Source organism: Erythrobacter sp. CCH5-A1, from assembly GCF_001557115.1.
Taxonomy (GTDB): Bacteria; Pseudomonadota; Alphaproteobacteria; order Sphingomonadales; family Sphingomonadaceae; genus Erythrobacter.
This window is the reverse complement of record NZ_LSKQ01000143.1, coordinates 1-17566: the sequence shown is the minus strand read 5'-3', so window position 1 is coordinate 17566 and position 17566 is coordinate 1. Positions and strand designations below refer to the sequence as shown.

General features: G+C 68.1%; 13 protein-coding genes and 1 tRNA gene. 4 read left to right on the top strand and 10 right to left on the bottom strand.

Features of this window, described 5'->3' with window-relative positions:
* Positions 1 to 317 precede the first annotated feature (317 nt).
* Positions 318 to 2153, top strand: a complete 1836-nt coding sequence (gene glmS / locus AX708_RS07940) for a glutamine--fructose-6-phosphate transaminase (isomerizing) (protein ID WP_066532184.1) — start codon at positions 318 to 320, stop codon at positions 2151 to 2153.
* Between the two features lie 15 nt (positions 2154 to 2168).
* Here glmS and AX708_RS07935 read toward each other — a convergent pair whose 3' ends face one another.
* A complete protein-coding gene (locus AX708_RS07935) occupies positions 2169 to 3080 on the bottom strand; it encodes an AraC family transcriptional regulator (RefSeq protein WP_066532186.1) in 912 nt (303 codons plus the stop codon).
* Between the two features lie 219 nt (positions 3081 to 3299).
* Here AX708_RS07935 and AX708_RS07930 point away from each other — a divergent pair, with 219 nt between their 5' ends.
* Complete coding sequence (locus tag AX708_RS07930; protein ID WP_197426255.1) at positions 3300 to 5654, top strand: bifunctional diguanylate cyclase/phosphodiesterase; 2355 nt, start codon at positions 3300 to 3302, stop codon at positions 5652 to 5654.
* A gap of 7 nt (positions 5655 to 5661) precedes the next feature.
* Here AX708_RS07930 and purQ read toward each other — a convergent pair whose 3' ends face one another.
* Together purQ and purS are read right to left on the bottom strand one after the other, a co-directional pair.
* The gene (gene purQ, locus AX708_RS07925; RefSeq protein WP_066532188.1) at positions 5662 to 6351 is read right to left on the bottom strand and encodes a phosphoribosylformylglycinamidine synthase subunit PurQ; all 690 of its coding nucleotides are present in this window, start codon (positions 6349 to 6351) and stop codon (positions 5662 to 5664) included.
* Entirely contained in the window at positions 6351 to 6596 is a 246-nt protein-coding gene (gene purS / locus AX708_RS07920; RefSeq protein ID WP_066532190.1) for a phosphoribosylformylglycinamidine synthase subunit PurS, read from the bottom strand. Before purS ends, purQ begins: the two co-directional genes overlap by 1 nt.
* 338 nt (positions 6597 to 6934) lie before the next feature.
* Here purS and AX708_RS07915 point away from each other — a divergent pair, with 338 nt between their 5' ends.
* Positions 6935 to 9163 (top strand): TonB-dependent receptor, encoded by a 2229-nt coding sequence (locus tag AX708_RS07915; protein ID WP_066532192.1) that lies wholly within the window; start codon positions 6935 to 6937, stop codon positions 9161 to 9163.
* Between the two features lie 86 nt (positions 9164 to 9249).
* Here AX708_RS07915 and AX708_RS07910 read toward each other — a convergent pair whose 3' ends face one another.
* The 7 genes from AX708_RS07910 to infA all read right to left on the bottom strand — a co-directional run bounded on the left by AX708_RS07910 (position 9250) and on the right by infA (position 15336).
* Entirely contained in the window at positions 9250 to 12144 is a 2895-nt protein-coding gene (locus AX708_RS07910) for a pitrilysin family protein (protein WP_082745695.1), read from the bottom strand.
* Between the two features lie 85 nt (positions 12145 to 12229).
* Positions 12230 to 13033, bottom strand: a complete 804-nt coding sequence (gene purC / locus AX708_RS07905; RefSeq protein WP_017664788.1) for a phosphoribosylaminoimidazolesuccinocarboxamide synthase — start codon at positions 13031 to 13033, stop codon at positions 12230 to 12232.
* Between the two features lie 39 nt (positions 13034 to 13072).
* Positions 13073 to 13147 (bottom strand) — tRNA-Phe (locus tag AX708_RS07900).
* A gap of 100 nt (positions 13148 to 13247) precedes the next feature.
* The gene (yacG, locus tag AX708_RS07895) at positions 13248 to 13433 is read right to left on the bottom strand and encodes a DNA gyrase inhibitor YacG (RefSeq protein WP_066532195.1); all 186 of its coding nucleotides are present in this window, start codon (positions 13431 to 13433) and stop codon (positions 13248 to 13250) included.
* Entirely contained in the window at positions 13430 to 14389 is a 960-nt protein-coding gene (locus AX708_RS07890; RefSeq protein ID WP_066532200.1) for a ribonuclease E/G, read from the bottom strand. The genes yacG and AX708_RS07890 overlap by 4 nt, the downstream gene beginning before the upstream one ends.
* 111 nt (positions 14390 to 14500) lie before the next feature.
* The gene (locus AX708_RS07885; RefSeq protein WP_066532201.1) at positions 14501 to 15073 is read right to left on the bottom strand and encodes a nucleoside triphosphate pyrophosphatase; all 573 of its coding nucleotides are present in this window, start codon (positions 15071 to 15073) and stop codon (positions 14501 to 14503) included.
* Positions 15074 to 15090: 17 nt separating this feature from the next.
* Complete coding sequence (gene infA, locus AX708_RS07880; protein WP_007163491.1) at positions 15091 to 15336, bottom strand: translation initiation factor IF-1; 246 nt, start codon at positions 15334 to 15336, stop codon at positions 15091 to 15093.
* A 238-nt stretch (positions 15337 to 15574) separates the two neighbouring features.
* Here infA and AX708_RS07875 point away from each other — a divergent pair.
* The coding region (locus AX708_RS07875) for a hypothetical protein (RefSeq protein ID WP_067489897.1) at positions 15575 to 17566 on the top strand (1992 nt) is incomplete at its 3' end.

Below are 17566 nucleotides of genomic sequence, written 5' to 3'. Positions count from 1 at the left end.
GAACTGTTCGCCGCCGCGCGGCACGGCGCCGGCACCCTTCATCGGACGTGCGACGCCGAAAGCGGGCCGCGAACCCGGCTTCATCCCGCCTGCGTTGCCCTTTTTGCCGAATGCGCTCATTCCCAGCCCCCGAGGGTCCTATTCCAATCGTCCGATCTCGCTTTGGACAAGCGAAAGGGACGTCACGACAAATGGTGAATAGGTGGGAATGGTTGTTTTTTTCCTAAGCATGTCCGGCGCCCCCGATCGTTGGGCTTGCCGTTAAGGATCGGCAGGCTAGAGCAGGGCCAATTCGAACAGGGAAAGATCGACAGGACATGTGCGGCATCATCGGTATTGTCGGCCATAGCAACGTTGCCGACCGTTTGGTCGACGGGCTCAAGCGGATGGAATATCGCGGCTATGACAGCGCCGGGATCTGCACCCTGCACGATGGCGCGCTGGTGCGGCGGCGCGCCGAGGGGCGGCTCGCAAATCTCGTGACCGTGCTCGCAGGCGATCCGGCGCCGGGGCATGTCGGCATCGCGCACACCCGCTGGGCGACCCACGGCGCGCCGACCGCGTCCAACGCCCACCCGCACGCGACGGGTGAGGTGGCGATCGTCCACAACGGCATCATCGAGAACTACAAGGACCTGCGCGGCGAGCTGGTCGCCAAGGGCCGCACCTTCGAGAGCGAGACCGATACCGAGATCGTCGCCCATCTGATCTCTGCCGAGGTCGAGGCGGGGGCCGATCCGGTGACCGCGGTGCGCACCGTGCTGCCGCGGCTGCGCGGGGCCTTCGCGCTCGCCATCGCCTTCCGTCAGCATCCCGAATTGCTGATCGGTGCCCGGCTCGGCTCGCCGCTGGTGGTGGGCTATGGCACGGGCGCGCAGGATGGCGAGATGTATCTCGGCTCCGACGCGCTGGCGCTTGCGCCGCTGACCCAGCGCATTGCCTATCTCGAAGAGGGCGACTGGGTGGTGGTCCGCCGCGGATCGGCCGAGGTGTTCGACGCCGACAACAACCCCGTCACCCGCGAGATTCAGACCTCGGGCGCCTCGGCGGCGATGGTCGAGAAGGGCAATTACCGCCACTTCATGCAGAAGGAGATCTACGAGCAGCCCACCGTGGTGGCGCAGACGCTCGGCTCCTACCTGCGCCGCTCGGACAATTCGGTGGCGCTGCCGCAGATCGATTTCGATCTCTCGGCGATCCGCCGCCTGACGATCGTCGCATGCGGCACCAGCTTCTACGCCGGGATGGTGGCGAAGTACTGGTTCGAGCAGTTCGCCCGCGTGCCGGTCGACATCGATGTCGCCTCCGAGTTCCGCTACCGCAACCCGGTGCTCGAGGAAGGGGGCCTTGCGCTGTTCATCTCGCAGAGCGGGGAGACCGCCGACACGCTCGCTGCGCTCCGGCACTGCAAGGCGAACGGCCAGACAATCGGTGTCGTCGTCAACGTGCCGACCAGCACCATGGCGCGCGAGGCGGATCTGCTGCTGCCGACCCATGCCGGGCCGGAAATCGGTGTCGCCTCGACCAAGGCCTTCACCTGCCAGCTTGCCGTGCTGGCCGCGCTCGCCGCGCACATGGCGGTGAAGAAGGGGCGCCTCAACCGCGAGGAAGAGGCCGAGATCGTGCGCCACCTGCTCGAGGCACCGGCCGCGCTCAATGCCGCGCTCGCGCATGACGATGACATCGCCGCGATGGCGCACCTCATCGCCCCGGCGCGCGACGTGCTCTATCTGGGACGCGGGCAGGATTACCCGCTCGCGCTGGAAGGGGCGCTGAAGCTCAAGGAAATCAGCTATATCCACGCCGAAGGCTATGCCGCGGGCGAGATGAAGCACGGCCCCATCGCCCTCATCGACGATGCCGTGCCGGTGGTGGTGATCGCGCCTTCGGGGCCGCTCTTCGAAAAGACCGTCTCCAACATGGAGGAGGTCCGTGCGCGCGGCGGGCAGGTGGTGCTGATCTCCGACGCCGCGGGGATCGCCGAGGCGGGCGAGGGCTGCATCGCCACGATCGAGATGCCGGTGGTCCACCCGCTGATCGTGCCGCTGGTCTATGCCGTGCCGGTGCAGCTGCTCGCCTATCACGTGGCGGTGGTCAAGGGCACCGATGTCGACCAGCCGCGCAACCTCGCCAAATCGGTGACGGTCGAATAGGCGGCGCGCGCCCGGTCAGCCCGGGCCGTGGTCGCGTCGCCATTGCGAGGGCGACACGCCGTGCGCCTGCGCGAACACCCGGGCCAGCGCCTGCGGGCTTTCATAGCCGACCGCCAGCGCGACATCGATGATACGCATGTCGGTCCGCGCCAGCAGCTCGCAGGCGCGCGCGAGCCGGAGCTGCTGCTGGTACCGGTGCGGCGGCGCGCCCAGGGTCTTGGCGAAGGCGCGGGCGAAGTGGAACGGCGAGAGGCGCGCGATCGCGGCGAGCTCGGCCAGCGTCACCCGCCGGTCGAGATTGTCGGCGAGATATTCGGTGGTGCGCCGTGCCTGCCACGGGGCCAGCCCGCCGCGGGTCTCGTCGCGGCGCCGCTTCGGCGCGGTGAGCAGCATCAGCCGCCACAGCAGCACCTGTCCGAGCGACTGCCACAGCAGCGGGTCGGGCGTGTCCTCCTGCCCGGCGAGCTCGAAGAAGGAGGCCACCAGCCAGAAGATGTTGCGATCGGCGACCACCGGGACGGTCTCGAGCCTGAGATTGTGGGCCGCCTCGGCCTCGCCGATGACCTCGTGCGCGAAGTGGATGTGGAACCAGCCCGCGTTGTTGCTGTCCTCGGTGGTCCACCAGCTGTCCGTGCCCGGCGCGAGCAGGCAGCCTTCGCCGGCGCGATAGACCGCGCGCTGCGGCGTGCCGGTGATGCGGCGGTCGACCTCGCCAGGCGTGCTGATCCGGAACAGCGAGACGGCGTGGTCCGTCTCGGGAACATCGGCCTCCATCACCTCGCCGCGCCCCGATCCGCCGCATTGCAGCAGCGTGGCGATGCCCGAGCCGCGCCGCACCCGGTCAAGCCGGGGCGCACCGCCGGTCCAGCGCGCGCTGTCGTAGGAATCGATGCCCGTGCAGGTCTGCCGGATCGCAAGTGGGGGCATCGGGGCCGGTCCTTTCCAGAACGAACGGGTGCCTGCCTCCCTCGCAAGACCGGACTGGCCTATCACGGCAGGATTGCGGCGGGCAATGCCGGGCCATGCGACCGATCGAATCTCCCGCAATACCGGCACCATCGGGCGGCGGCGAGTTAACCATTACCCGCTGCGATCTCTTCTCGGGACTTTACCGCGCACTAACCATTCGCGGTTAATCTGTCGCCCGTGGGCAAGGATGTCACCTCACCGCAGCCGGCGCTGCCTGCCGAGCTGCCGCTTTCCGACGTGCTCGGATTGACGCGCAATCCTGCGTTCGATGCGACACGCCTGCGGGCGGACGATGTGGCCGGCCTCACCCGCGCGAGCCGCAACCGCATGATCGCCAACGCGATGGTCGGCGCATTCGTGGTCAGCATCTTCGCTCCGCTGATCGGGGCCGTGGTGGTCCTGCCCTGGGCGGCGCTCCTGGCGATCATTCTGTTTCGCACCCGCCAGACCGACATGCAGCTGGTCGACACAGCCGCGAGGATCGCCCCCGCCAAGCTCGAGCGCGCGCAGAACCTCAACGCGCTTGCAGGGGCTCTGTGCTGGGTGGCGGCGCTGGTGCTGTTCCCGTGGCTTGCGAACGGCGCGCAGGCGACCAGCCTGCTGCTCATCATCCTCGCTCTGATCAGCGCCTCGACCTTCGTCTATTCGACCTCGCCGCTCAGCGTGCTGATCTACATCGCGGTGCTGGGCACGGGCACGGTCATCGCGCAGGCGCTTGCGGGGGAATGGTATGCGATGGGCGGGGCGATCCTGTTCACCATCGCCAACCTCGTCGCAACGGTCGAGATCCGCACGACCTTCGTCAAGGCACGACTGGCCGAGACGGCCCTTGCAGAGAAGGAGGCGGTGGTCTCGCTCCTGCTGCGCGAGTTCGAGGAGAACGAGGCCGACTGGCTGTGGGAAGTCGATCCCGCGCGGCGGCTGCGTTCGGTGTCCCCGCGCTTCGCCTTCGCACTCGGCCGCCCGCAGGCCGAGGTCGAGGGCAAGCCGCTGCTCGAAATGATCGCCGGCACCCTGTGGTCGAGCGGGCAGTTCCCGGCGAGCCTCCACGATCTGGCCGAAAGGCTCAAGAACCGCGAGAACTTCTCCAACCTGCTGGTGCAGGTCTCGATCCTGGGCGAGGAACGCTGGTGGGAGCTTTCGGGCACCCCGATGCGGGACGAGCAGGGCCGCTTCACCGGTTTCCGCGGGGTCGGCTCGGATGTCACCGAACAGCGCAAGTCCTCCGAGAAGATCGCCTATCTCGCACGCTACGACACGCTCACCCAGCTGCCCAACCGCTTGCAGCTGACCGAGGCGCTGGGCGAGGCGCTGCGCTATGCCGCGCAGTGGCGCACCCGCTGCGCGCTGCTGATGGTGGACCTCGACCGGTTCAAGGCGGTCAACGATTCGCTCGGCCACATGACCGGCGACAAGCTGCTGGCGCAGGTTTCGGCGCGGCTGCAATCGCTGATGGGCGAGAACCAGATGTGCGGGCGCCTGGGGGGCGACGAATTCGCCATCGTGGTCCGCGACGCCAGCGGACCGCAGGTCATCTCCGATCTTGCCCGGCGCGTGATCGAGCGCCTGTCGGAGCCCTATCAGGTCGATCACCACACGCTTTATGTCGGCGCCAGCGTCGGTTCGGCCGAAGGTCCGCGCGATGGCGCCACGGTCGAAGAGATGATGCGCAATGCCGACCTTGCGCTTTACCGCGCCAAAGACGGCGGCGGGGGCGAGCATTGCCGTTTCGAACCGGTGCTCCACGCCTCGGCCGAGGAACGCCGCCAGCTCGAAGTCGCGCTGCGCAAGGCATTGGGCCGCGACGAGATGGTGCTGCATTACCAGCCGGTGGTCGATGCGCACACCGAACAGGTGGTGAGCTTCGAGGCGCTGGTGCGCTGGAATTCGGAAGACCACGGCTTCGTCAGCCCCGGCAAGTTCATCCCGCTCGCCGAGGACACCCGCCTGATCGTGCCGATCGGCCGCTGGGTAATGCGCAAGGCCTGCGAGGAAGCGCGCAACTGGCCCGAACACGTCAAGGTCAACGTCAACGTCTCGCCCGAACAGCTGCTCGAACCCGGCTTCCATGCCGAGGTGGTGCAGGCGCTCGCGGCGACCGGCCTGCGTCCCGAGCGGCTCGAGGTCGAGGTGACCGAAAGCATCTTCCTGCGCGATGCGAGCGTGGCCCGCAACGCGCTCGAACAGGTGATGGCGCTGGGCTGTTCGGTCGCGCTCGACGATTTCGGGACGGGCTATTCGTCACTGGGCTACCTGAGGAAGCTCCGCTTTTCGACCATCAAGGTCGATCGCACCTTCGTGCAGGGCGCGGCGCAGGGGAGCGCGGAGAGCCTCGCCATCATCAACGCGGTGGTGGCGATGGCCAAGAGCCTCGACATGTCCACCACCGCCGAGGGCGTGGAGACCGGCGAGGAAGCCGAACTGATCCGCAACCTCGGTTGCGACAAGATCCAGGGATTCTATTTCGGCCGGCCGATGACGGCCGCCGATGCAAGCCGCCTGTTCGCAATCGCGCAGGAACGGCGCGCCTGATCCTGCGTCAGGCGGTGGCGAAGCTGGCGAGCACGCTTTCGAACAGCCGCCGCCCGTCCGCGCCGCCAAGCGCCGGATGCGCGGCCGGTTCGATCGCGCGTTCTGGGTGCGGCATCATGCCGAGCACCCGGCCATCGGCGCTCAGCACCCCGGCAATGTCGCGCGCCGAACCATTGACCGCTTCGGCGTAGCGGAACGCGATCCGCCCTTCGCCTTCGAGCATGTCGAGCGTTTCGGCATCGGCATAGTAATTGCCGTCGTGATGCGCGACGGGAATACGGATCGTCTCGCCCGCCGCATAGCCCGCGGTGAAGGGGGTGGCGGCGTTCTCGACGCTCAAGGCCGCGGTCCGGCACACGAAGCGCTGCCCGGCATTGCGCAGCAGCGCGCCGGGGAGCAGGCGGGCTTCGGTGAGCACCTGGAAGCCGTTGCACACGCCGAGCACCGGCACACCGCGCCCCGCCGCGGCAATCACCGCACGCATGATCGGGCTGGTCGCCGCCATCGCGCCCGAGCGCAGATAGTCGCCATAGGAAAAGCCGCCGGGCAGGGCGATGAGGTCAAGGCCGGAGGGCAGGTCGGCATCGGCGTGCCACACACGGATGGCCGGCGTGCCCGATACCGCTTCGAGCGCGGTTGCCATGTCCCGGTCGCAGTTGGAGCCGGGGAAGGTGATGACCGCTGCCCGGAATGCCATCAGTTCGCGCCTTCGCCCAAGCCTTCAATCGTGAAGTTCTCGATCACCGTGTTGGCGAGCAGCTTCTCGCACATCTGGCGGATCGTGGCTTCGTCGGTGCCCTCGGAAAGGTCGAGTTCGATCAGCCGGCCGATGCGGACATCCTCGACGCCGGCAAAGCCCAGGCCCTCGAGCGCATGGTGCACCGCGCGGCCCTGCGGATCGAGCACGCCGGGCTTCAGTCTGACGAGGACGCGCACTTGCATGGCCTGATGCTCCGTTCTTGCCGGCGGGCGGCTGGGGGATCGCCGGGTTGCGGGGTCGCTATAGCGCCCCGCGCCGCGCGCGCAATCGCGGGATTTGCGCTTCTCAACATCACAGGTGTCGCGCCCCGGTACGCCTCCGGTTTGTCATAAATCGGTCGCGGAAGGCCGCCGATTGTAACCCTGTTGCAACAACTGTCCGAAGAACGCCCGAAAAGCGTCTCTTTCACGCAACATTGCGGTGTGGCTATCTCGCGCGAATCGGAGAGAAATGCCACGGGCGGGCCCGCACCTACGCACCATCCGACCATACCAAAGGCCATAGCCAAGGGGGTTTTCCGATGTCTCACCGCTTCTCCGCCATTCGTGCTGCCTGGACGGGCTCCACCGTTCTTGCCGCTGCCGCCACTTTCGGCTTTGCCGCACCCGCCGCCGCACAGGACGGCGCTTCTGCCGAAGATGAGGGCCAACTCGCCACCATCATCGTCACCGCCAACCGCCGCGAGGAAAACCTTCAGGACGTCCCCGTTTCGGCCGACATCCTTGACCAGGAGCGCATAGGCGCGGTATTCAGCGCCGCGGCCGACATCACCGCGCTGGCCGGCACCGCGCCCGGCCTCAACGTCGAAAGCTCGAACGGCCGCGTCGCCCCGCGCTTCTACATCCGCGGCCTCGGCAACACCGACTTCGACCTTGCCGCCTCGCAGCCGGTCTCGGTGCTGCTCGATGATGTCGTGCTCGAGAACGTGACGCTGAAGAGCTTCCCGGTGTTCGACGTCGAGCGCGTCGAAATCCTGCGCGGCCCGCAGGGCACGCTGTTCGGCCGCAACACTCCGGCCGGCGCGGTGAAGGTCACCAGCATCAAGCCGAGCCACGATTTCTCGGCCAACGGCTCGCTGTCCTACGGCAGCTACGACACGATTTCGGTCGGCGGTGCGATCGGCGGCAGCCTTGTGCAGGACAAGATCGCGGTCCGCATCGCGGCCCAGCTCCAGCACCGTGCCGACTGGATCGACAACGGCTTCACCGGCGTCGACAACGCGCTGGGCGGCTACAACGACTTCGCGGTGCGCGGGCAGCTGCTGTTCACCCCGACCGAGCGTTCGAGCATCCTCGCTGCGGTCAATTACCGCAACCTCGATGGTTCCTCGACCTTCTTCCGCGCCAACGTGCTCGGCCGCACCACCGCGCAGCCGACCAACACCAACGAGCTCAACAACAACTATGACCGCGACCGGGTGTTCTACGACGCCGGCGGCGGCAACCTTGCCGATTACGAGCAGGTCGGCCTGACGCTGACCGGCGCCTACGAGTTCGACGGCGCGACCCTGACCTCGATCACCAGCTACTGGACCAGCGAAGGTTCGAGCCGCGGCGATGTCGACGGCGGCAACCTCGTCACCGGGCCGGGCTTCATCCCGTTCCCCTCGGACACGCAGGACTCGATCGACCTCGAGCAGTTCACCCAGGAAATCCGCCTCGCCTCGACCACCGACGGCCCGCTCAGCTGGCAGATCGGCGGCTTCTACTTCTCGAGCGATTTCGACGTCACCACGGTGGGCTTCACCTTCCCGCCGCCGGTCACCGTCAACCACACCAACGACGCCTGGGCACTGTTCGGTCAGGTGACCTACCAGCTCACCGACACCCTGCGTGCCACCGGCGGGATCCGCTACACCGACGACGAGAAGGACTTCGTTGTGCTGTCGGGCGCCGCGCCGCAGCCGCGCAGCGTGGGCGACGACCAGTTCGACTGGGACCTCAGCCTCTTCGCGGACCTCTCCGAGGACGCGAGCGTCTATGTCAAGGCCGCCAACTCGTTCCGCGGGCCGACCATCCAGGGCCGTGACGTCGCCTTCTTCAGCGCGCCCTCGGTCGCGCAGTCGGAGAACATCACCTCCTACGAAGCCGGCTTCAAGACCGAGCTCGCCGATCGCCGCGTGCGTCTGAACGGTGCGGTCTATTACTACACCGTCGAGGACCCGCAGTTCACTGCGGTCGGCGGTGCGGGCAACCTCGTGCAGCTGATCAACGCGAACAAGGGTGAAGGCTACGGCTTCGAGCTCGACAGCGCGTTCCAGATCACCCCGCGCCTGCTCGTGACCCTCGGCGTTGCCTACAACAACACCGAGATCCAGGATCCGAACCTTGCAGTGGGCATCTGCGCGCAGTGCACCGTCACCGATCCGACCCGCGTGATCAGCGGCACCCGCCGCGCCTTCATCGACGGCAACCCCTTCCCCAACGCGCCCGAGTGGAGCGGCGATCTGACCGCGCGCTACGGCATCCCGGTGGGCAATTCGGGCGAGTTCTACATCTTCACCGACTGGGTCTACCTCGGCGAGACGAACTTCCTGCTCTACGAAAGCGCCGAGTTCAACGCCGGCAGCCGCTTCGAAGGTGGTCTGAAGGTCGGTTATGCGGGCAACAACGGGCAGTGGGAAGTCGCCGCCTTCGCGCGCAACATCACCGACGAGGACAATGTCCTGGGCGTGGTCGACTTCAACAACAACACGGCCTTCGTGAACGAGCCGCGCGTCATCGGCGCGATGGTGAGCTTCAAGTACTGAGCTGAGGGTTAGCTCCCCCTCACCGGGGAGCGCCGCAAAGGGGAAGGCCGGCAGGGGGCGACCTGCCGGCCTTTTCTTTTTGCCCGCTACGGTGTCGGCTTGAGGGGGCCTTCGCTTGCGGCTTCGGGCACCACGACAAAGCGCACAGCAGCCTCGGGAGCGAGGTACTTGAGCGCGGTCTGGTGGATGTCCTCGGGCGTGATCGCGCGGATCACATCGGGCGCGGCGAGGAATCGGGCGATGCGTTCGGGCTCGCTCTGCGCGCGCGCCGCCAGCCCCAGCCAGCCGCCAAGATCCTTCAGGTAATTGCTGTATTCCTCGAGATAAGGCTTCCTCGCCCGCTCGAGCACATCGGCACCGGGCGGCGCGGCGCGCAGGTCGGCGATCAGCGCATCCACCGCCGCGCGCGCCGCGTCGATTGTGTCGGCGGCGACCGAGGCGCTCACCGCGAAGGTGCCGTAGCCCGGGTAGTAATGGCTGGTGTTCGATCCGGCCGAGGGCGAATAGGCCTGCCCCAGCTTCTCGCGCAGCCGGTCGGTCAGTTCCAGCCGCACGATCCGCCCGAGCAGTTCGAGCCGCTGGTCCTCGGCCGGATCGCTGTCGTCGGTGGTCGGCCAGACCCATTGCACCAGCGCCTGATCGGGCTCGCCCTTGTGGGTCAGGCGGTGTTCGCCGCGCGCGGTGGTGAAGCTGCGGGTGCGGTTTTCGGCGCGCGAGTTGAAGGCGGCCTCGCGCGGCGGCAGAGCGCCGAGCGTAGCGGCGACCGCGGCGATAGCGGCATCCTCGTCAAGGTCGCCGACCAGCGCGATCTCGATCGCGCCCCTGGCAAGCCGGTCAGCCATCGCCGCCTTCAATTGCGCAAAGTCGAGCGCGACATAGGCCGCCCTGGGTTGCAGGCTGAAGCGTGGGTCACTGTCCGACAGGATCGCTCCGCTGGCCGCCCCCAGCGCGCGCGACGGGGTCGAATCCAGCGTGTTGAAGAAGTTGTCGATGTTCTTGCGGAACCGCTCGACCCCTTCGGGCCGGAAGCCGGGATCGGTCAGGGTTGCGGCGAGCACCTGTAATTGCAGCGCCAGATCGCGCGGGGTGGTGGTGGCCGAGGCGGTGAAGGCATCGGTGTCGCTGCCGAGCCCGAAGCTGACACTGCGCCCCGCCAGCACGCTCGCCAACTCGTCCTGGCTGTGCTTGCCGAGCCCGCCCGCGGGCAGGGCATTGGCAAGATAAACCGCGAGCGGGTTTTCGCGGGTGTTCATCAGCTCCCCCCCGTCGACCGCAAGGGAGAAGGCGATGCGATCCTTGCGCACGTCGGTTTTCTTGAGGGTGAGGCGCACGCCGTTGGCAAAGCGGACCTCGCGGAAACCGAGGCGCGGCTCGGTCGTGTCCGAAACCACCGTGCCGGCCGGGCCGAAGTCGGTGTAGCCGAAGGCAAGCGGGCCGTTGTCGACTGGCGCGGTGATGGCGAGCGCCATGCCTTCCTCGAAAGCGGCGCGCAAGACCGCCTCGCCGCCCTCGGGCGCGGTGCGGCCCTCGAAGCGGATCAGCGGCTCGGCGAGCGGCGCGGCGTCGGCGCGCATCGCCTGCCACACGGCATCGGGGGTGATCGTCGGTGCCAGGCTCTCGAACTCGGCCAAAGCCCATTCGGGCGTCGTCGGCACCCTCTCGTCGGTCACCAGCGCCAGCGCCGCGCCCGCGAAGACCGCATTGCCGCGCGTGCCCGACGCCTTGACCCCGTTCTCGAGGCTGGTGCGGATATTGGCGAGCTGCTCGTCCAGTTCGGCGCGGGTGAAGCCGAAGGCGAGCGCCTGGTTCACCTCGCGGGTCGCGGCAAGGACGCCCTTCTTCCACTCGCCATCGGCGCTGCTGACAGTGAGGCTGGTGATCCGCGCGGCCTCGAAGATGTCGCCCGTCCCGTAGCTCGCCCCGCGGAACGGCGCATCGGCCCCCCGCGCCAAGCGGGCGAGGCGGCGGTTGACGATCCCGTAGCCAATCGAGCGCAGCGCGTCGCGGCGTCGGTTGGCGACCGTGTCGGGCTCGTCGCGCCACGGGGCGAGGCGGCTGATGGTGACGCTCTCGGCGAGTGCGGGGTCGAGGTGGATGTCGGTCAGGCCCTTGATCGCGGTGTCGATGGGGCCGGCCCCGGGCTCGGCAGGCGCAGGAGCTGAAGGCGTCCAATCGGCAAAGCGGGCACGGATCGCGGCCTCGACGACCTCCACCGGGTAGTCGCCGACCACCACCAGCACGGTGTTCGCCGGGGTGTAGGTGCGTTCGTAGAGCGCCCGGATCTGCGCAGCCGTGGCGTTCTCCAGCACCTCGGCGGTGCCGATCGGCAGGCGGCGGCCGTAGCGCGCGTCAGGCGCGAGGAAGGCGACATTGTCCTCGTAGTTGCGCAAGCTGTAGCCCGAACGGTCGCGCCTTTCGGCAAGCACCACGCCGCGTTCGCGCGCCACGGCGTCCTCGGAGATGGTAAGCTCGCTCGCGGTCTCGCGCATCAGCATCAGCGCCGTGCCCAGCAGCGCCTCGTCATTGCGCGGCAGGTTGAGCATGTAGGTGATGGTCTCGAAGCCGGTCGAGGCATTGGTGTCCGCACCGAAGGCCAGCCCCTCGCGCTCGAGCAGCTTGAGCATCTCGCCTTCGGGCACGCCTTTCGATCCGTTGAAGGCCATGTGTTCGAGGAAGTGCGACAGGCCGCGTTCGCTGTCGGTTTCCTCGAGCGCGCCCGAGCCGATCCGCATCCGCACCAGCGCGGTGCCGGCGGGGGTGGCGTTGCTGCGGATGATGTAGCGCATCCCGTTGGGGAGCCGTCCGAAGGTGTAGCCGGGGTCGACGGGCAGGTCGCTCGCTTCAAATGGCCAGACGGGAGCGGGCGCCTCGCCCGCTGGCGCGGCCTCGGCGGCGGGAGCGTTTTGGGCAGCGAGTGCGGTGGTCAGGGCAAGCGGCGAGAGCGCAAGGAAGAGTCCCGCCGCTAGGGGGAAATTCCGCATGGATTTCAGGCGTCTCTCGCTGAGCGTGTGCACTTCGTCAGACTAGCGCCTGAAACCGGCCTGTCAGCCTGTTTCTTGCGCGCTATCACTTCTTCAAAGGCGGCGGCCCGCGCAGGCGCGAGCGGGCGTGGGACAGGTCGAACACCTCGCCTGGGCCATTGTCTTCCTCGTTGAGCAGGCCGAGCCGGCGTGCGACTTCGCGGTAGGCCTCCTCCTCGCCGCCCAGATCGCGGCGGAAGCGGTCCTTGTCGAGCTTTTCGCCCGTCGCCATGTCCCACAACCGGCAGCCATCGGGGCTGATCTCGTCGGCGAGGATCACGCGGCTGTAATCGCCATCGTAGAGCCGGCCGAATTCGAGCTTGAAGTCCACGAGGCGGATATCGATCGCGGCGAACATCCCGCACAGGAAATCGTTGATGCGGATCGCCATCGAGGAGATGTCGTGCATCTCTTCGTTGCTCGCCCAGTTGAAGCAGGCGATGTGTTCCTCGGCGACTAGCGGATCGCCCAGCGCGTCGTCCTTGTAGTAGTATTCGATCAGCGTGTGCGGCAGCGGCTCGCCTTCGGGAATACCGAGGCGCTTGCTGATCGAGCCGGCGGCGACATTGCGCAGCACCACTTCCAGCGGGATGATGTCGACCTGCCGGATCAGCTGCTCGCGCATGTTGAGGCGGCGGATGAAGTGGGTCGGAATGCCGATGTGGCCGAGGCGGGTGAAGACGTGCTCGCTGATGCGGTTGTTGATCACGCCCTTGCCGTTGATCGTGCCCTTTTTCTCGGCGTTGAAGGCGGTCGCGTCATCCTTGAAGTACTGGATCAGCGTGCCCGGCTCGGGACCCTCGTACAGGATCTTGGCCTTGCCTTCATAGAGCTTGGTGCGGCGGGACATCGGCAGTTTCCCCTTGGGCGCATGGCCCCTTTCAGCGAATGGTGCCCGAGGGCGGATTTGAACCACCGACACGCGGATTTTCAATCCGCTGCTCTACCCCTGAGCTACTCGGGCATTCGCTGCGAGCGACGGACCAGATGGCCCGGCGAGCAAATGAGAGCGGCCCTATGGCGAAGGCGGCAGGGGTTGGCAAGAGCCTTTTCTCGCCCCTTCGTCAATCCTGCTGCCGCCAGTCCTCGCGCGCCAGTTCCTCGGGGTCGGTGGGCGGGCCGGGGACGGCGTAGCTGTCCGAGAACCAGCGCGCCAGATCGCGGTCGCGGCAGCGGGTGGAGCAGAAGGGATGATGGTCCGGATGGCGCGGCTTGCGGCAGATCGGGCAGGGCTTCGCGGCGGTCTTCATGCGGACACAAGCTGGGCATCGGCGGCTTCGATGGCAAGGGCAGGATCGGCCGCAATCCGCACCTCGCGCCCCGTGCGGCGGGCGAGTTCGGCGAGCCAGCCATCCTTGAGCTTGGCCTTGAGCGCGGGGTGGACCCTGAGTTCGAGCACGCTACCCGTCCCTTCGTCTGCGGCGAGTTCCACGCGGCGCAGCGCCATGCGCGCGGCCATGCCGAGCCTCACGGCGGCGAATCGGTGGAGCAGCGAGGGCCCCTCGAGCCGGGCGACCAGCTGGACGAAGCCGAAGCCGTTCATCGCCGTGCGCTCGTGCGGCCAGTCGGCCAGCGCCGCGTCCAGCGCGGCATCGACTGCGCGGCGATCCTCCTTGGTCTGGAGCGTGGGGAAGTCGATCCCGATATTGCCGCCCATGTCGAACCACGCCAGCGCCCGGGCAATGGCGGGAACGGCCGCCAGCGCCACGTCGCGCGGGGTGCCGACACCGTCGATGTCGATCACGGTCATGGCAGGCGTGACGCTGACGAGGATTTCACCGCCCGGAAAGTCGAGGCTGGCCGAGGAGGCGGCGTGCCATACCTCCTCCCACAGGCCTGCGGGCAGGCGCCGCACGACGCGTCCTTCGGGCCAGCCGGAGCCGGGCAAGGGAGCATCCGCGCCCGCTACGCGCGCCTGCGCTCGCTTCAACCGCCCGCGCTCGGCGATCGGGGCGCGGGTGACGAGGAGGTCGAGGCTCTGGCCCTCGGTGATGTGCGGCGGCAGCTGATCGACCAGCGCCTCGGTGCCATCGCCGAGCAGCGCCACGCCGCGACGGGTGCCCTTCAATTTGGCGGTGAGTTTCCCCGAGGTGCGGGTGCCCGCAGCGAGTTCGCCGGGCCACATGAGTTTGGCGGCCAGCACACGCTCGCCCTCGACCAGCAAGGCGCGGGTTTCGCCGATGCCTTCCTCGATCAGCCAGATCACAGGCCCACCCCCAGCCCCTCCCGCAAGCGGGAGGGGAGCCTGTCGCGCTGATACCCCCCTCCCGCTTGCGGGAGGGGTCGGGGGTGGGCAAGTGCCACACGCCAGCTCACGCTACCCAATGCCAAACCCCGCCGCCTTGAGCAGCGCCCGCGTGTGGTAGAGCGGCAGGCCCATCACCCCCGAATGGCTGCCCCTGATCCACGCGATCAGGCCTTCCGCGGCGCCCTGGATGGCATAGCCGCCCGCCTTGCCCTGCCATTCGCCGCCCGCGAGGTAGGCCGCGACCTCTTCCGAAGACAGGCGCTTGAAGCACACCACCGTCTCGTCGAGCCGCTCGCGCAACGTCCCGTCGGGTGCGCGCAGGACGACGCTGGAGAGCACCTGATGGCGCCGCCCGCTGAGGAGGTCGAGGCAGGCGCGCGCTTCGGCCTCGGTTTCGGTCTTGGGGAGGATGCGGCGGCCGACCGCGACCACGGTGTCGCCCGCCAGCACGAAGCCGGGGGCCTCCACCGCACACGCCTTCTCGCGCCCCATGCGCAGGGCGTATGCCCGGGGGAGCTCGGTCTTGCCGGGGGTCTCGTCGATATCGGCGGGGGTGACAGCGTCGGGGGCAAGACCGAGCCGCGCGAGCAACTCGCGCCGCCGGGGCGAGGCGGACGCCAAGGTGAGATGGAAAGAGCCCATGCCGCGGGCCCTAGGCCCTATTGCGGGCCAGGGCCGCCGCGACCCGGCATGAAGCGGTAGGTGATGCGCGCCTTGGTGAGATCGTAGGGCGTCAGCTCGCACAACACCTCATCGCCCACCAGCACGCGGATGCGGTTCTTGCGCATCTTGCCCGCGGTGTGCCCGAGCACTTCATGGCCATTCTCAAGCTCCACCCGGAACATCGCATTGGGCAGCAATTCTACCACGCGCCCGCGCATTTCGAGGAGTTCTTCCTTGGCCATGTATTCCCTTTGGTTTTCGTTGCGGCGCACAATGCGCCCGTCGATTGCTGGCCGCGCTTTAGCGATGCGGGAACCAAAAGGGAAGGCTCGTGCGTTAGGGCGAGGTGAGCGGACCTGACGCACGGGGCCGGTCCGGGGGAAGACGCGCATCCCCGGACCGGCCGCTTGCGTAACCGCTACCTCTCGCGGGAGCGGTAACAGCCGCCCCGCCTTATCGTGCTGCAACCGAAGGGACTCCATGAACCTCTCCCCGCTTACCCGCGCGTCGCTGCGCGCTGGAACCTGTGCTCTTGGCCTTGCGCTTGCGCTGCCGCTGGCCGCCGCCGATGCCGGTCTTGCGACCACCGGGACGGGCCAGCCCCAGCCCGAACCGGCCGCCACGCCCGAGCCCGAAGAGCCCGAAAGCGCCAGCGATACCGGGGCGGGCGTGGGCGAGATCATTGTGCGTTCGGGCCGGGTGAAGGGGCAGCTGTTCGTCGATCAGGCCCCGCTGCTCCAGCTCGACGAGACCGCGATCGCTGCCGAGGGCGTGACCTCGATCACCGATCTCATCGCCCAGATCAGCGCGCGCACCGGCTCGGCGCGCGGCCGCGGGGGCGGCGGGCAGCCGGTGATCCTCGTGAACGGCATCCGCATCGGCTCATTCCGCGAATTCGCCAATTACCCGCCAGAAGCCCTCGCCAAGGTCGAGGTGTTCCCCGAGGAAGTCGCCCAGCGCTTCGGCTTTCCGCCCGATCGCCGGGTGATCAACCTGATCCTCAAGGACAATTATTCCAACCGCCAGCTCGACCTCGAATTCGAGGCGCCTTCGCGCGGGGGCTATTCGCGCAACGAGGAACGGCTCGGCATCCTCAAGATCGCGAATGGCGGCCGGATCAACGCCAGTGTGCAGGTAGAGGACACGACGCTCCTGACCGAAGCCGAGCGCAACGTGCCGCAGACGCCGGGCTCGCAGTCGGCGGTCGCGGGCGATCCCGATCAGGCCGATTTCCGCAGCCTGCTGGCCGACACCTTCGGGCTCGAGGCCAATGTCTCGTGGGCCAAGGCGATCGTCGCCAGCGGCACCTCGCTGTCGGCCAACCTCAACTATGCCCGCAATGAAAGCCGCAGCCTCGACGGGCTCAACACCGTCACGCTGACCTCGCCTGCCGGGGCGAGCGCGCTGCGCACTTTCGGGGCCGACACGCCGCTGGCCCGGCGCACCGCGAGCGACACGATTTCGGGCGCCGGCTCGATCAACCAGCCGCTCAATGCCTTCCGCCTCACCACCACCTTCGACGGGTCCTTCAGCGAGACCGAGACCGAGATCGACCGGCGGCTGCGGCCCGAACAGCTCGAAGTGTTCCGTCTCGCCGCGGCGGCCGGCACGCTGGCGCTTAACGGCCCGCTGCCGACCGACACCGCCAACGGCTTCGACATCGCCAGCCGCCGGACGATCACTACCGAAACCCAGGCGACCCTCGAAGGCCCGCTGGCCGAACTCCCCGCCGGCGAACTGCTCGCGACCTTCGATCTCGGGCTCGACTGGCGCCGGATCGAGAGCAGCGACACCCGCTCGACCACAGCTGCGCAGCTGACCCGCCGCCGCCTGTCGACCGGGACGAACCTCGTGGTGCCGCTCACCAGCGGGCGCGAGGAGTTCCTCGACGGCCTCGGCGATTTCACCCTCAACCTTCAGGCCGGGCTCGAAGACCTCAGCGATTTCGGCCTGCTCGGGGACTGGAACGCCGGGATCACCTGGGCCCCGGTCGACGGGCTCGACCTGTCGGCGACCTATATCTGGCGCGAGGTCGCGCCCTCGCTCTCGGCGCTGGGCGATCCACAGATCGACAACCTCAACGTGCCGGTGTTCGATTTCGTGCGCGGCGAAACCGTGCTGGCGACGGTCCGCACCGGGGGCAACCCCGACCTGCCGCCCGAAACCCAGCGCGACTGGAAGTTCTCGGCCAACTGGGAGCTGCCCTTCTGGGAGAACTCGCGCCTCGCGGTCGATTACATCATGAACCGCTCGGACGACGTGGTCAGCGCCTTCCCGCAGATCACCACCGAGACCGAGGCGGCCTTTCCGGGCCGGGTCACGCGCGATGCCAGCGGCCGGGTGGTGCGGGTCGACCGGCGTTCGGTCAGCTTTGCCGAGACGAGGGCGGACCGCATCCAGTTCACCTTCTCGACCAATGGCAGCATCGGCGCGCCTGCGGGCGGCGGCGGCTTTGGCGGCGGTGGCGGTGGC